This window comes from Paenibacillus sp. FSL K6-1230 (assembly GCF_038002385.1).
GTDB lineage: Bacteria > Bacillota > Bacilli > Paenibacillales > Paenibacillaceae > Paenibacillus > Paenibacillus massiliensis.
Window position 1 is genome coordinate 5,693,062 of record NZ_JBBOCK010000001.1, and the last position, 16,347, is coordinate 5,709,408.

A 16,347-nucleotide genomic window follows, 5' to 3' on the forward strand; every position below is an offset into this window, starting at 1 on the left:
ACACAAAGCTCGTCCAGATGGAAAAGGCTTTCTTGTAAAATTTATTGTAGTAGGAAATTAGCAGCAATTCCTTCTATAAAAGGGTTGATAGAGATTTCACTTCATGTAATAGAGCATTTCTATCCTTGTAGTTCATTCAAGAACGTGCCCAAGTAAGGCCGTATATGGTTAGGGGAATGTTCAGCTCTTGCCCCAAGGCTCTTAACACACTGCTGCATTGCTCAAGAGTACTACCTGTTGTATAGATATCATCCACAAGCAGTATACGGAGCGGTGTTCGCTCAGAGCGTCCATGTCGTCTGCCTTCATACGCCTGAAATAACCAATCTCTGGCTCCCCTGGCTGGTGCAAAGGCATGAGCAATGGAATGTCCACGCTCTTTGCGGCCTTTGAAGCTTTGCTTCCCGGTGTCTCTGGACCTAATCAGCAGTTCACAGATGTGAAGCTTCTGCCGCTTGCATAATTCACGGGCCATACACTCCGCCTGATTAAATCCTCGCTCCATCAGTCTGGACGCGCTAACAGGCACATATGTCACCAGCTCTGCCTCCCAGACTGGGCTAGCTCTCCAGCATTTCCATGGCCATCGCTTGGACTCCCGAATGTGGCTCCTTCGTACAGGACGGCAATCAGGATGAGTCTTCGAATGACTACGACTGCTCATAGCAGACTTCCCTTGTTCATGGCCATTAGCAAGGATAAGTGAATCGAGGCTGAAGTGTTCCATGGTTGTCCTCTCTTCCTGTAGTGCCTGATAGGCCAGCTGTAGCATCTTGCCGAATAAAGGCGACAGCTTCTCATTACCTCTATACTTAAAGTCGCTGATCCACTCCTTCATATCACTAGTATACTGAACAGAACTGCGATTGCATTCGAACGAACGGCTCACTCTGTCAGGTCGGAGGCAATCAGGACACCCGACTTGCCGGCCACAGCAGGTACAGCGAATATGCTCAATCCACGGAATACGCCGCTCACACTTGCTACAGATTCCGAGCTGGCCGCTGGTGAAGACTCGACTACCACAGACCAGGCAACTATGTGCGGGAGGAGCTAACCATCTCTGCAGGCATCGATCTACGATATTCAATCGGGTTCAGCCTCCCATCTTCTTCAAATACCCACCTCGATGGGCAAGCTCATTCATACTCTGTATTTGTCTGATCGCTTGGCGCTGGGCTCGTGTCCATTCTGGAGATACAAAAACCACCTTGCCTGCCGGGTCCTCTTTGGATCTGCCAGCTCGCCCAGCCATTTGTACCAGTGAAGCTTCATCGAACAAGCTGTTATCGGCATCGAGAATGTAGACATCACTGCGTGGAATCGTGACTCCTCGCTCCAATATCGTCGTGGTGACCAGCATTCGAATCGTTGCCGCGCGAAAAGCCTTCACTTTATCAGCTCGATGCTCGTCCTCGGAGGAGGTTCCTGCTATTGAAATTCCAGCGAAGTAGGTCGATAACAAATGAACCAGGGAAGGAATCTGTGCAATTCTTGTCACGAACACAAAAATTTGTCCCCCCCGCTTCAGCGAAATTTGCAAGGAAGAGAGAAGCTCCTTAGGCAGTCTGCGTTGTTGCAGGCACTTGACAACCGAACTCCCCGAGATGCGAACAGGTACTGGCAAAGGATGGCCATGGAACCGGGCAGGCACCTTTGCATAGGGCAGAAGCCCCCGCTGAACTTCTTGCTGCAGCTTGAGCGGCGGTGTGGCAGATAAATAAACAAATTTCCCCTTCTGCTTACAACAGGTGGCAGCCGCATGAGCAAGCATTGGGTCGTTGTGATATGGAAAGGCATCCAGTTCATCAATAATGACCAGATCAAAGGCGCTCCGAAAATGCATGAGCTGATGGGTCGTCGCCAGTGTAATCTGCCCCGAGCCCCAGCGATCCGTGCTTCCGCCATATAGCACCGTTATCCTTATATGGGGAAAAGCCTTTTCAAGCCGCGGTGCCAGCTCCAGCACTACATCCCTTCTCGGCGTTGCGACGAGCGCACGCCCCCCTCTGGATACAACGTAATCCAGTAAGGGAAATATCATTTCGGTCTTGCCAGCTCCGGTTACGGCCCATAGCAAAAAACGTCCTTGATCTTGAAGTTGACTGTTCCCCCTCCTATGCTGATCTGGATCTCTCCTGCCTGTGATTAGCGGTCGAGGACGCTCAAGGCGTAATCCTTCTTCGCTGGTATGTGAACTCGCTCTCGGCCAAAAGCGGCGCCAGCCCATACGCCAATCTACAAAATAGGGAACTTCATCATTCTTATCCTTGCTGCCCGTCCTCTCCACGCTAATGCCTACTGGGTTTGTATCTTTAGGACTTGCGAGGAATTGAAGCGCTCTGGTCGTTGCCGCACGTTGTGCCGGACTAAGGCCCCACTTGTCCAGCTTCATACTGCCTGGCATCCCCAAGTTCCCACCGAGGAATGCGGTTTGCTTGTGCTCTTCATGGTATAGCAGCAGGGAACAAGCACGGCTTCTACCCATGGTGCGACAAGCCGCACAGTAGGCACATGCCGACAGACCGCAAGAAGCGCAAGGTGTGCTCTCTACTGTAGCTGTACCGCAGCGTCTGCAATGCGGACGTCCAGAGCTTCGGTTCATCCTACTCGCACGTCGAACTCCTGTGATTTGTGAGGCGATTCCGGTGTCATAATGAATGGTCCCTTGTAGATAAGCCAATTGAGCGGCTTCCTGCCAAGACAGACCCATTTGAGAGCTTGATTGTATAGAGTTCGGAAATATTCTCTTGTTCTCATCCTCATTATGGATTCCATTCTGCTCCCATAGGGTTTTCACCTCGTCCGCAAATAGCTGGCGACCCTCCATAATCTGGCTAAAGTACTGAGCATCACGAAGGAGATTGGTCCCCATACGTGGGAACCCATCACCATCCTGATAGCTCTGACTGTACCGAGAAACCTCTCTCCCTGCTGGATATAGTATGTATTTCTCCCCCAGGTGATGATCTTCGCCGCTCTCTGACAGGCTCTCCAGCTCCCTTTTTAGCTCTCGCACCATCCAACCATTCCATTCCCGCTCCTTCCAATTATCCATGACAGCCAAGCTGCGAAAGCTCTCACGCAACTGTATAGCCCAAGGCAATGGGATACGATCACCTAGCATGATGAGATACCCTGCTCGTTGAAACCCTCCATCCAGCCACCACCACACATCCATGCTCATCGCTAGTGAAATGCAGAGTCTCCAGCTTGTCTCCTCGCGATGCACGTATACAGCGACCTTCATTCCAATCATCCTTTCTCTTATTTTCTCTGGCTACACTAGGGCAACAAAAAAAGCACACACCGCGCTTTACGCTACGGAGTGTGCTTCACCCATCTATTACAGATGTATACAGTCAATCTATGAAATTGTAACGCTATCAGCTCTTGTAACAGCCTACATGCTACTACTTCTGATTAAAGCATACATCCGAGTTCAGGACAATGCCTTGCTTGTAGAATAATTAACAAATTGCTGACTGCACCAGCACTGCACCATGAGCTACACTTCACTGTACTGTCCTGACGCGTTTACTCAGCAAAGCGCTATTACCCTACATAACCCGACTCTGTTTCGTGCTGTCGCAAATCGACTACGGTGCAACGTTCAAGATCGGGAAGCTGAACTTCCTGCCCACTGCCCGAGGCTGCGCTCATTACCGCCAGTTCAATTCCTCCACAGGGCTGAAGTCGCTCCACGATAGGCACAGTGAGATCCTGGGAGACATGATCAATCACAGTTACCTTTACTGGAGAGCTTACAATCCATGAACGAATTTTGAACATTCGGATAAGCCATTCTACCTGATGCTCGTGGTTAGAAGTCATGATAATATAATGTTCACGCTGGCTGCCGGCTTTCTGATCTTCATCAGAAGCCTTCAGGAAGGTCGAATGCCATATATAAAGCAGTCGGACCGCGGCAGCAGCCATACCGTACGCGAGCACAATCCATAACAGCTGCAGTGTCATGGAAGCCACCTCCTCCTATGCGACAATATATGCTCTGAGGTAAGGAGGTGTTACAATTCGGCTCCGCGTAGTACCCTAATTACAGGGTAACCCAACCATATTTGATAGAGTTAATAACCGCTTGCGTGCGATCATCGACCTCCATCTTTTGCAGAATACTGCTGACATGGTTCTTCACCGTCTTCTCACTGATGAAGAGGAATTCGCCGATCATCTTGTTGCTCTTGCCTTCTGCCATGAGCCGTAGCACTTCTGCCTCGCGACGTGTAAGCGGGTTGTTGTCGCCAGCGACGAATTTCACACCAGCTTCCTTGGTGTTCCCTTCCGCCATTGCGCCAGTCTCGTTCAGGTAGGTCATGCGCCGCAGCTGCATGATCAGCTTACCGGTTACCTTAGGGTGGATAAAGGCGTAGCCTTCATGCACCGAACGAATAGCGTTAATTAGGGACTCTGCCTCCATATCCTTCAGGAGATAGCCATTAGCTCCTTTGCGAAGCGTCTCAAATACATAGCTCTCATCATCATGAATGGACAGAATGATAACTTTGATATCCGGGAATAGCTCCCGAAGCTTCTCGGTCGCCTCAACACCGTTCTCAAGCGGCATGTTAATATCCATGAGCACGATATCTGGCTTCTCCTCATTGCAGAATTCCAGCACCTGAATACCGTCGCCGCACTCGCCGATGACCTCAATGTCCTCCTCCATATTCAGGATACGTTTTAAGCCTTCGCGAAATAGCTGATGATCATCAGCTAGTAGCACCTTGATTGCTGTAGTCTGGATGTTCTGATTTTCCATGTGTTACTCCTTTCCCTTCTCTACGTTGGTAGGGATATGAATGACGATCTTGGTCCCCTGATTCTCAGCAGATTCGATCTCCATTCTCCCTTCTAGCAATTCAACCCTTTCACGCATGCCAATCAACCCAAAGTGGTTATGATCTTTGCCTTTTTGTTCAAATAGCTCTGGCTTGAACCCTAGTCCGTTGTCCTGCACAACAATTTTGACCAATTGTGCCTGATATGTAATTTCGACTAGTACGTGGGTTGGATATGCGTGTTTGGCAGCATTGGTGAGGCCTTCTTGGACCAAACGGTAAATGGCCGCTTCCATCGCAGAAGAAAGACGGTGTTCCTTGCCCCTTGTCTCAAAGATGGCTCTGATCTTGGTCTTGTCCTCAAAATCCTGAACATATTTCCGGAGAGTAGGGATCAAGCCCAGATCATCCAGTGCCATAGGACGTAAATTGAATATGACCTTACGCATCTCTTCCAAGCTGGAACGAACCTGCCTCTTTAGATCTACTATTTCGTCCTGGACCATCTTAAATTCCTGCTTGGCAAGCATTCTTTCTACAATTTCCGTCCTAAGAACTAGATGAGCGAGCAACTGTGCGGGTCCATCATGAATTTCACGTGAGATCCGTTTGCGTTCTTCTTCCTGGGCCAGAATAATTTTCAAACCAATGAGTTGCCGATTCTTGGCAGACTCAATAATCCTGGTAACCTGCCCTAATTCCCCAGACAGGTATTCCAGTACGACGCCCATTTGGGAACCAATCGTCTCGGCACGCTCTACAGAAGCTTCGACGTTCTTCACCCGTTTTTGGAGATCATCTCGTCGGGCCTTGAGATACATCTCCTTCTCACGGTAGATCATCACATCCAGCTGCAGCTGAGTGGCCTTCTCATAGGCCGTCTTGATGTCTTCTTCTGAATACCGAACAAAGTCCCGGCTGACCTCCGTCAGCCGGATTCGCGAGCGTCGGTAATTCATTTCCAGCTGATCCACTTTTTCAAGTGTCTCTGCCGTTTCCTTCAGAACAGCCTTAAGCTCTTGATTTAACGAGACCAGCTCTCCGCGAGCCGCGTCCATAATTTCGAACATTTGATACTTGCTGTTCTCCATAACCTGGAGGGCGTTTTTAATTACGCGGTCTATGACATCGGCTTGAAAATCCACGAATTTAATCTCCAATCCTAGCTTATCAGGTATATATCATACCATATCATGATTGGATGGTGACGGTCTTAGTGTTTTGTTCCCATTTTACAGTCAGTCCAAGCTGCTCAGAAACTAAACGAAGAGGGACTAAAGTCCTACCATCTAGCACAATTGGAACTACATCGGTAGTTTTGCTTTTTCCATTAACTACATATTTCTTCTGTCCTACAGTCAGATCGATCAGTACTCCACCACGGATGACTGTGATACGTTGTGCGGACGAATTCCACTGTGCCTGCCCACCGAAGGCATCAAGCACATACTTGATTGGCACATAAGTGGAGCCCCCCCGCTGGATTGGAGCCGAATCGATGGATACCTGTTGCCCATTCACGGTCATGGATCTCTGCCCAATGAACATTTGAGCCGTACCTGTCTTGAGTCCTGCAGTTCCCACCGCTCCAGGTGCATTCAAAGTAATATTGTCAAAGGCCACCGTGCCCGTCTTGGCGCGCTCATCTTGGCCTTCTTCCACATTTACAACATACAGACGCTTCAGCTTGGCAGGATAAGCAATTCCTGAACCACTCAGATCCACACTTATCGTCTTCCAGCCTTCCCAATCAATGACCTTGGCAAGATCCAGATATACAGTCTGCCCGTTGGCATCCTGTACTTCTGCGCGGAGCCAGTTCAGGCTCATATCTCCCATGACATCCAGCGTCATCCCTGTGGCGCCTGATGGAATCGTTTTGCCAGAGGTACCATTCAACTGTGCGTAGGCATACATTTTACCGCTGCCAGCAGTCATATCGTATTGTAGCTCAAGTACCTTGGAGCTCGACTTCTCACCACTTCCCGGAACGATGGATACACTTCCTGTCACGCCTGCTGCATTGGTGGTAAAGTCAATTGGATAATTTACATTCTCGAAATTCTCCCAAGTTCCACTACTGCCACCTGATGTCAGGACAACTACTGCACTGAAGCCGTCATAACGTCCAATGGCATAGCCTGTCTGAGTCCCAGCATCTACAGAAGATACCGTAAGCTGATCACCCTTCACACTGCCTTTGAAGCCGACGAATTCCCATTTCAGCGCATCAGCAGCAATCTGGACACTTTGGCCGCTTGTCGTCTTCGCTGTGACAGGAACTGCAATGGCAGCACCAGCCTTAAGCTCTCCTGTACCGCTGCCTGCTGTCAGCGAGGAGATTTCTTCAGCTCCCATTACCGTTACCTTCATGGCGGCACTTGCTGAGCCGCTTGTTGCCGTGAGCGTTGCGGTGCCAGGCTTCACGCCTTTGATCACGCCTCCGCCTGTAGCCAATATATCAGAGTTGCTAGACTTCCAGCTCACATTGGTAGCAGCTACATCGTAAGGGTTGTAGTACGTGTCATAGCCTTTGAGACTATAACTGCCGGTCTGACCAATCAGCAGTGTCTTGGTTCCTCCCACCGTGAAGCCCTTGAGAGTGCCCTTTGGTGCCTCGGTGTATACACCGAGTCCATTCACGATGCTTCGCTGCTGCTTCCCGTATTCGGTATCAAAGGTCAGCGCTGCCGAGGTGTCACCAAGCGGACGAGTGACCATAGTTGTAGAGCCCCCACCATCAAGGTTGAGCCCTTTCCATACACCAATATCCACCATAAAGGATTGCAGCTCACTCAGGGACATGCCTGTGCTGCTATTATTTTTCTCTACGGCAATCAGGTACACATAGCGCTGATCCTTGGAGTATCCTAGTGCTGTGCGCGCGCGGGTACCACCAATACTTGATACACTGCGGGAAAACGAGGACTTCTTGCCTTCATTCACAAGGATGGTGTGTCCACCAATCATCGTCTGTAGCGTAGAGGGATCTACCAGTTTGCCTGATGATTTGATCTTGAGTTGATAGTTGGTGCTAACACTCTGTCCGACAGCCAAGTGCTGACGCACATACTCAGCAGCCTTACCATGGGTCCGTAGAATATATCCACCTTCAGGTACTGTCACAGGCAAAGCCGAATTCTCGGAAATCTGCGTGATGACTCCGTTCTCGACCAGCACCTCTGTTGGCGTCGTGGAGCTGTTGGTAGGCCGCTCCAGCGCTTTCCATGCGGATGTATAAATAAACATGGTGTTCGAATGGCTGTAGCTACTGCCAGAGGTCTCTGGTGTGTAGGCCACCTTATTAATACCGCTAAGCGGGAAGGATGACCCATCCTGTGCAGTCAAGGTGCCTTCAAAGGTAAACTGCTCAATCATTAGCTTATTGTCTTTGCCAGCAGCAAACGCATACATGCCCGAAATATCCGACGGAGTGGACATCAGCTCACCATCAGATACCTGACCACCAATCGGCGCACCTTCACGTGAGGTATTAAAATAATCCCCGTTAATTCCTGCTACAGCCCCTGTCTCCTTGGCCATGCCCTCTGTACTTTGTCTGGTTGTGAATTGACCGTTCTTACCTGTCATCACGTCAAGCTTAACGTATGGATTATTCATATCCACCCGGACGACATCAGCTAGAGCCGTGCCGGAGGAAGTCTTGTATTTGTATTTCATCAAAATAGCCCCAGAGGTAATGATCTCTTCGCCAGTCTTCACCGCTGAAGCCGCACTGACAGTAGAGCCGCTAAGCTCAATCAGAGGGTTGACCCCAATCATTCCCGCAACGGGACTAACCCACAATATGCCTGCTATGGATACGATCGCTATGTTCTTGATCGTTCTCTTTCCTGACCATCTCGTGTTACCTCGTTGTAAAGCCATATAGATATAAACGCTCCCATCTTATCCTGATTTTAGCCCTTTCATTCATCTCTATCATACTAGATTTCGCTCTCTTAATTATAGACTGTTGATTATTAGAAAAGTTACGGAAAACTTCTATTTTTTGATTAGTCATTGCTAGTTCTTTCTTTATTTTCTTGCAGGTTTCTGAAACTTCAAAAGCAAGACAATTGACAAACGCCCAATCCTCCTTCTATAATCACATTGAACCAATGAGTTCAATACATACTGATTAGTTCAAGCGTGAACAACGAATAGCTCCTGCATTCGATTCACTTAGGAATAAAGAAGACTAGGGGGACAACAATCATGAAAAAACATCGCATGGCCTGGCTTGGTGTTGCCGCCATCAGCCTGATGGCTGCAGGCTGCTCCAGTACAACCTCTGATGTAGTAGAGAGCAGCAATGTGCGAACAACGATAGTGGGACTTCAACAGGTAACAGAGGAGCCACTGAATACTGCATATGATCTCTCCGGGACGCTGCAAGCTTTTGAGGAGCGTGCACTATCCTTCGAGTACGGAGGCAGAGTAGCTGATGCTTCATTTGAAGCAGGTAGTCCCATCCAGCAAGGCGCTGTACTAGCATCCATCGCAGAGGCCGATTACCGACTACAGCTAGAGCAGGCTGACGCAGCCATTATGGAGGCCAAGGGAGCATTATCCAGCGCAGAAGCCGGCATTCAGACTGCTGCAGCTTCGAGATCCTCTGCGGAGGCACGTGTAGCCAATGCTACAGCCAGTGTACGCAAGGTCAAGAATGGTGCACGTACACAGGAAAAAGCCCAAGCCGAGGCGGTAGCTGAGCAGGCCAAACGTGCCTATGAGCAGGCCAAACTACAAAAGGAGCGAATCCGCCAGCTTCTGCAGGCAGGTGCAGCTTCAACAGCTGACTTTGAGGCGGCTGAGCTGGGTGAGATTAACGCCCAAAAAGATTGGGAGAGAGCGCAAAGCTCACTGTCACTTATTTTGGAGGGTGCGACCAGCGAGGATATCGATGCTGCTAATGCCTTGCTACAGGAGGCAAAGGCAGGACTAGGTGTAGCGGATGCTTCCTACCAGCAGGCACTGGCCGCCAAGACTCAGGCGTCCGCAGCCTATGAGAAGGCTATAACTGCGAGGAAGCAAGCAGAGCTGGCCCTCTCCCGCACAGCCTTAAAGGCCCCCTTCCATGGCGTAGTGCTGGAAAAGCTGATTCAGCCAGGTGAGTTGATGCAGGCTGGTCAACCCGTGTACCGTGTAGGCAATATTGATCAGCTCAAGCTGCTCCTGCCTGTGCCAGATTCGGAGATCCAGCAGTGGAGTAAAGGTCAGTCCGTAGAGGTCAGTCTGTACGGCAGCACTAGAACAGCCAAGGTATCCCAGATCTCAGCCGCCACCAATAACGGAACCGGAACGATTAATGTTGAATTGCTTATTTCCAATCCCGAGCATGATTGGCTCCCGGGTCAGGTGGTGAAGGCTGCCTCCCAGACATCAGGACAGAAGGGAATTCTCCTCCCTGCCGAAGCTGTCATCAGCACAGGCGACCAGCCTTATGCATTCAAGAGCGAGAATGGAACTGCCGTCAAGATACCAGTTACGCTAGGTAGCCAAATGATCAACAACCAGCTGTCGATTGTCTCTGGACTGCAGGATGGAGATCTAATCGTCACCAAAGGAGCGACCAAGGTGTTCGAGGGGGACAGCCTGAATGAGGCGGAAGGAGCAACCCCATGATTGAATACTTTGTAAAGAAACGAAAAATCACCCTGCTATTCTTCGCCATAGCTACCCTTGTTGGTTTTATCAGCTTTGCAAGTCTACCCAAGCAGGAAATGCCGGATGTTACCGTCCAACAGGCCCTCGTTACTACCATTTATCCGGGGGCATCTCCGCAGAAGGTGGAGCAGAGCGTAACCAAGGTACTTGAGAAGAAGATCAAGGAGGTCGCGGATGTCAAGACAATCCGCTCTACCTCCGGGAATGGATACTCCAGTATTATTGTCGAATCACAAAAGGATGCCGTTCCTGCAGCGGTCTGGGATGAGATGCGCAAAAAGGTACAGGATGCCCGCGCTGACCTACCATCAGATGCAGAGGTACCCGAAATTGATGATCAATTAACTCAGGCCTTCATCGGGTCCTACGCCCTGACTAGCGATTCCAGAGAAGCACTGTTGACCATGAAGGATACCATGCTGATTTGGGAGGACCAGCTTCGTACTGTAGAAGGAGTATCCAAGGTGACGATCTCTGGCATTCCCGACCAGGAAGTACGTATTGAGATAGACACCCAGAAGCTGGCTCAGTACCAGCTCTCTTGGGCGCAGGTAATGCAGGCCATCCAGGGCCATATGGACCGAGTGCCCACAGGCAATCTTGACTATGATCAGCGCAACTATCAGGTAGTAATCCGCGACACAACAGACCCGGAAAGACTAAATGCTGTTCAGATTGCTCGCTCCGAGAGTGGGTCACCTGTATATTTGCGGGATATAGGGAACTCTACTCTGTCCTTTGATAAAGATGAGCAATTATCCTACGTGGATGGTAAGCCTGCCATTACGGTACAGATTCATGCCAAGAACGGCACAGACATTCCATCCATGAATGAGCGAGTAGAGCACAAGCTTAATGAACTGACCTCCTCTCTGCCTGAAAATATAACCTTTGAGACCGTATTCGCGCAGCGAGATAAGGTAGCGGACATTTTTGCCGGTCTCACCAAGGAGACTATCATTGCCATTGCGGCAGTCGTCCTCATTTGTACAATGGGGCTTCATCTGCTGACCTCCTCCTTCGTCGCCATGGCGATTCCGATCTCGATTGCGATTGCCATGATTTTTGTTCCGATGCTCGGTGTCACCTTGAATCAAATTTCGGTCGTAGGACTGATTATTGTTCTGGGCATTCTGGTAGACGATGCGGTTGTTGTGAATGACAATATCGAGCGACGGTTGACGGAGCTTGGGGAAAGCCCCAAGGAGGCTGCGCTTAATGGTACCAAGGAAGTATCTATATCCATTCTGACTGCTACACTGGCAACCATATCTGCCTTTGCCCCATTACTCTTCCTGAAGGGAGACGTCGGTGCTTTCATTAAGCCCATTCCTATCGTCATTTCACTCGCAATGCTGGCATCCATGCTCATGTCCTTTACCATTATCCCGATCTTCCGGGAATGGTATGAGAAGCGCCGGAAGCGTGTTGAACTGAATGGAAAGCCTAAGCCGGCAGGTCTGCTTGGCAGACAAATTCAAGCGCTGAATCAACTGTACTCTGGGAAATTGATGCCTAAGGTTGTCAAGCGTCCCTTGTTGACTGGCCTAGCCGGCTTATTAGTTGGTACAGCTGCCTATGGATTGGTTCTATTCACGCCAATAGAGCTGTTCCCGGAGTCAGAGGACCCACATATGGCGATTAATCTGACCATGCCAGTCGGTACCTCATTATCGGAGACGCATCGTATTGTGAAGGAAGCGGCTGAGTGGGTGCAGGAGCAGCCAGAGGCGAGCAGGGTAACCTTTACCGCTGGCGGAAATGCGCCCATTGCCTACAGTGACCTTACAGGAGGCGGCAATATTAACGATGGTGATGTATATGCTCAGATAGCCGTTTTGGGAAATGAGGATTCGTTTGACCTGAAGACAACTCCTCAAGCCTGGCGGGATCAGCTTCAAGACAAATATCCAGACATTCGAGTCAGCACCTACGTGCCTCGACTGGGTCTGCCTGTCGGCAAGCCGATCGCTGTGAGAGTATCCGGAAGTGATATGCAGCAGTTGCAGCAGTTGGCTCAACAGGTCAAGGAAGCAATAGCTACCATACCCGGAACGATAAATATCGTAGATGATACCGGGGAGGACCGCCATGCGCTGGAATTCGAAGTGAATGAGCAAGCCATGGATAAGTATATGGTAAGCTACAAGGACCTCACCAGCACCATGATGCTATTAAATGAAGGGCTACCTGTCAGCAAATTGGATAAGGGCAGCGAGCTGATTGACATCAAGCTGTATTTGACACAGCCCCAAGCTGACCCGAACGTACTATTTCAGCAATTGACTGTTCACAACACGGCAGGCACCCCTATTCCATTAGCTCAGCTTGCCGAAGCCAAGCCAGCGTTTGCTACCCAGCAGATCAAACACTATAATATGGAAAGAACGATTACGGTTGAAGCAGACTTAACGGGGCGTACAGCCACGGAGGTTTCCAACGATGTGAACCAGAAGTTGGCAGCTATCTCCTTCCCTGACGGCTATAAGTGGCAGCTCGGTGGAGAGACCTCGACGCAAAATGAAATATTTGCCGATCTGGGAACGCTGTCTATTATCGTCCTATTCTTAATCATCATTCTGATTACGATGCAGTTCAATTCATTGTCCGTGCCACTCATCATTATGACGACTGTATATCTGGCAGCAGCTGGAGGAATTATTGGCTTGGCCATTACTGGCATGCCAATCGGCTTCATGAGCATTATGGGCGTAATTACACTGGCTGGAATGGTCGTTCGTAACGGTATTGTTATGATTGAGTTTACCCAGGAGGAGCTTCATCGAGGCACTCCACTGGAGCAGGCCGTCATCGCCTCGGCAGCAGCTCGCTTCCGTCCTATTCTGCTAACGTCATTGACGGCTATTGTCGGAATGATGCCTATTGCCTGGCTGGGAAGCTTGCTCTTCCGCCCATTGGCCTATACAGTCATGTTCGGCCTGTTATTCTCAACAGTGCTGACCCTATTCGTAGTTCCTTCCCTGTACCTGATTGTAGCCCGTCTGAAGCAACGATGGAAGGTCTCACGCAAGCTCAAGGCATCTGACCAAGTGTAGTAAGGTTGGTGCAGCAGAACTAATGCGGTAGGATCAGTGCAATAGACCACAAGAACGGGAGCCTGGGTCAGGTCTATATGTCAGATCACTAATCTACAGGAGGTACCGCATTGGATAGTAAAAGAGAAGATATCATCCAAGCAGCGATTTCTTTATTTTCCAAAAAGGGATTTGCAGCCGCGTCAGTGGAGGAGATCGCCAGAGAGAGCGGGATGGCCAAAGCCTCCTTCTATAAATATTTCCAAGGAAAGCATGAGTTACCGCTCGTTATTCTGGACCAATTCGCCACAGAAGTTAAACATGGTATCAGAGCTATTCATAGTCAAAATAACTTAGATGCACGAGAGAAGTTGTTTCGGATAGTGAAGCTGTACCTCGATCAAATCATAGCCAACAAAGTTCATTTAATGGTTCACATTGATCCATTCTCCATGGCTGACGGATGCGCTATGGACGAGGCAACCCAGAGATTGCATAAGAATCTGCTGGAGTGGCTGCATATTAATTTGTTAGAAGTATTCGGCTCTGAACTTAAAGATAATGTGTGGGACATCAGTTTCATTCTGATGAGTCTCGTGTTTGAATCTATTCGATTTTTTGGCGATCTGATGGATGATCAGACAAGTGAACGATTGGCCTTGTTTGCATTTTATGTGCTGGAGATCTTAATAGAAGGCATGAAAACAGGTCATATTGAGCCCTACACACTATGGGGAAACAAGGGCTGGTACGAAACCCCTGGAGCGGACAATCCCCTGCATGATGGTCGTGAAATCGCCGCGATCTTCGATCAGCTTGCTGACGAGATTCGCCAGAGTCGATTGTCACCAGCCGAAAAGGATGATTATGCAGAGATTTTGGAGCAGATTAAAAAGGAAACCCGTGCTGAATCACCTTCTTCACCCTTGCTAAAGGCCTTAATTGCATATCTGGAGAACTATGAAAAGCTGGTGAAATACTGTTCCCGGCTGCGCGATCTCTTGTTACCAGTGCAGCCTTAACAGATCCATTAGCAATTTCTATTCAATATAGCTTGAACTAGAGATGTTTAAAAGGTCAGATCAAGGTAACACTCGACCCTATCAGCTTGTACCCATTTCAATAGAATAAGGGACACCCTCTTCATCAATTGATTTGACGAAAGGGTGTCCCTTTTTCATTTCATATAATATAGCTCTATGCTACTTAGAGATATGGTGTTTACAGACCAGCTTGCGACTTCAGGAGATCCGCTTTATCTACGCGCTCCCATGGAACATCCAGATCTGTCCGGCCAAAGTGACCATATGCAGCTGTTTGTCTATAGATTGGACGTCTCAGATCCAGCATGCGAATGATGCCAGCTGGGCGAAGGTCAAAGTTATTGCGAACAAGCTCAACGAGCTTTTCCTCACTAATTTTACCTGTTCCGTAAGTATCCACGTTAATGGAGACCGGTGTGGCCACTCCAATGGCATAAGCCAATTGAATTTCGACCTTGTCGGCCAATCCAGCAGCAACCAGGTTCTTGGCAACATATCGCGCTGCATAAGCTGCAGAGCGGTCTACCTTCGTTGGGTCTTTACCTGAGAAAGCACCGCCGCCATGACGTGCATAACCACCATAAGTATCCACGATAATTTTGCGCCCAGTCAAGCCAGCATCGCCTTGTGGTCCGCCGATCACGAAGCGTCCAGTTGGGTTAATGTAGTATTTTGTCTCTCCATCTAGCAGTTCAGCAGGCACTACAGGCAGAATGACCTTTTCTTTGATATCCTGTTGAATTTGCTCCAGCGTAATTTCCTCAGCATGTTGGGTAGATACTACAATCGTATCAATACGCACTGGCTTGCCATCTACATATTCCACTGTCACTTGTGTCTTGCCATCAGGACGGAGATAATTAAGCGTACCATCCTTACGAACTTCGGACAAACGACGGGCAATCCGGTGGGACATAGCAATAGGCAATGGCATAAGTTCTGGAGTCTCATTCGTCGCAAAGCCAAACATGAGCCCTTGGTCTCCGGCACCGATGTTTGCTGTTTCTTGAGCCACTTCTGCAGGATCGCGGTGTTCCAGAGCAGCGTTAACTCCCTGAGCGATGTCAGGGGATTGTTCATTCAAAGACGTTAACACGGCACATGTATTGTAATCGAAGCCGTATTTGGCTCGAGTATATCCAATATCCTTGATAGTATTACGTACAATGGACGGAATGTCCACATATTCAGATTTGGTACTGATCTCACCAATAACCAATACAAGTCCAGTTGCTACGGATACTTCACAGGCCACACGAGCATTCGGGTCATTGGTCAAAAATGCATCAAGTACAGCGTCTGAGATCTGATCACAGATTTTGTCCGGATGTCCTTCTGTTACGGACTCGGACGTAAACAAATGACGGCCTTTTACAGACATTAAGTCAACCTCCTACAAGAAATAATGGATATCAACATCACACAGCTTCATATGTTCGATAACGCTTATTTTCAGATACAAAATATAATCGTTATCACAATGCGTATGTGTATATGCTCAAGCTTGGTAATAAAATGCATAAGGCAATGGTCTTCTTATACAATGCTCCTAAGCATGTCATGGTTCTTGCCTATCGTAACATAATGAGCAAAATTTACAACTTATACACGCCTACAAAAAATGAACCTTTTCCTGTCGGAAAAGGTTGCGTACAAGCCTCAAATTTCATATTAGCTTATTTGGTACAAGGTGTCAATTTATACGAGGTGAATGAATCCTTTAATGAATATCTGGATATTCTTAAGAAGAGATGGGTGATTTGGACCATTCATGTACTTTTAATTATAGATAATGTATTT

At 48.8% G+C, this 16,347-nt stretch carries 11 protein-coding genes; 3 read left to right on the top strand and 8 right to left on the bottom strand.

Going from position 1 to position 16,347, the window contains the following annotated elements:
- Window positions 1-136 precede the first annotated feature (136 nt).
- The 7 genes from MKX74_RS25275 to MKX74_RS25305 form a co-directional block, all read right to left on the bottom strand.
- Window positions 137-838 (bottom strand): ComF family protein, encoded by a 702-nt coding sequence (locus MKX74_RS25275; protein WP_341180154.1) that lies wholly within the window; start codon window positions 836-838, stop codon window positions 137-139.
- Between the two features lie 47 nt (window positions 839-885).
- Window positions 886-1,026 carry a hypothetical protein gene (locus tag MKX74_RS25280; protein WP_341180155.1) on the bottom strand — a complete coding sequence of 47 codons (141 nt, stop codon included), beginning with the start codon at window positions 1,024-1,026 and terminating at the stop codon, window positions 886-888.
- Window positions 1,027-1,096: 70 nt separating this feature from the next.
- Window positions 1,097-3,250, bottom strand: coding sequence for a DEAD/DEAH box helicase (locus MKX74_RS25285; RefSeq protein ID WP_341180156.1), 2,154 nt, complete (start codon window positions 3,248-3,250; stop codon window positions 1,097-1,099).
- 305 nt (window positions 3,251-3,555) lie between these two features.
- Window positions 3,556-3,978, bottom strand: a complete 423-nt coding sequence (locus MKX74_RS25290; RefSeq protein ID WP_341180157.1) for a hypothetical protein — start codon at window positions 3,976-3,978, stop codon at window positions 3,556-3,558.
- Window positions 3,979-4,057: 79 nt separating this feature from the next.
- A complete protein-coding gene (locus tag MKX74_RS25295) occupies window positions 4,058-4,780 on the bottom strand; it encodes a response regulator transcription factor (RefSeq protein ID WP_018884184.1) in 723 nt (240 codons plus the stop codon).
- A gap of 3 nt (window positions 4,781-4,783) precedes the next feature.
- Complete coding sequence (locus MKX74_RS25300; protein WP_018884183.1) at window positions 4,784-5,944, bottom strand: sensor histidine kinase; 1,161 nt, start codon at window positions 5,942-5,944, stop codon at window positions 4,784-4,786.
- 46 nt (window positions 5,945-5,990) lie between these two features.
- The gene (locus MKX74_RS25305) at window positions 5,991-8,687 is read right to left on the bottom strand and encodes a stalk domain-containing protein (protein WP_341180158.1); all 2,697 of its coding nucleotides are present in this window, start codon (window positions 8,685-8,687) and stop codon (window positions 5,991-5,993) included.
- 330 nt (window positions 8,688-9,017) lie between these two features.
- On the opposite strand from MKX74_RS25305, the gene MKX74_RS25310 reads away from it, so the two are divergent.
- The 3 genes from MKX74_RS25310 (at window position 9,018) to MKX74_RS25320 (ending at window position 14,526) form a co-directional block, all read left to right on the top strand.
- On the top strand, window positions 9,018-10,427 hold the full coding sequence (locus MKX74_RS25310) for an efflux RND transporter periplasmic adaptor subunit (protein WP_341180159.1): 1,410 nt from the start codon (window positions 9,018-9,020) through the stop codon (window positions 10,425-10,427).
- Window positions 10,424-13,525: an efflux RND transporter permease subunit gene (locus MKX74_RS25315; protein ID WP_341180160.1), complete on the top strand. Its 3,102-nt coding sequence runs from the start codon at window positions 10,424-10,426 to the stop codon at window positions 13,523-13,525. Before MKX74_RS25310 ends, MKX74_RS25315 begins: the two co-directional genes overlap by 4 nt.
- Before the next feature lie 110 nt (window positions 13,526-13,635).
- A complete protein-coding gene (locus MKX74_RS25320; protein ID WP_028589716.1) occupies window positions 13,636-14,526 on the top strand; it encodes a TetR/AcrR family transcriptional regulator in 891 nt (296 codons plus the stop codon).
- Between the two features lie 199 nt (window positions 14,527-14,725).
- Here the strand turns inward: MKX74_RS25320 and metK are convergent, their stop codons facing one another.
- Window positions 14,726-15,928: a methionine adenosyltransferase gene (gene metK / locus MKX74_RS25325; protein ID WP_341180161.1), complete on the bottom strand. Its 1,203-nt coding sequence runs from the start codon at window positions 15,926-15,928 to the stop codon at window positions 14,726-14,728.
- Between the last annotated feature and the right edge of the window lie 419 nt (window positions 15,929-16,347).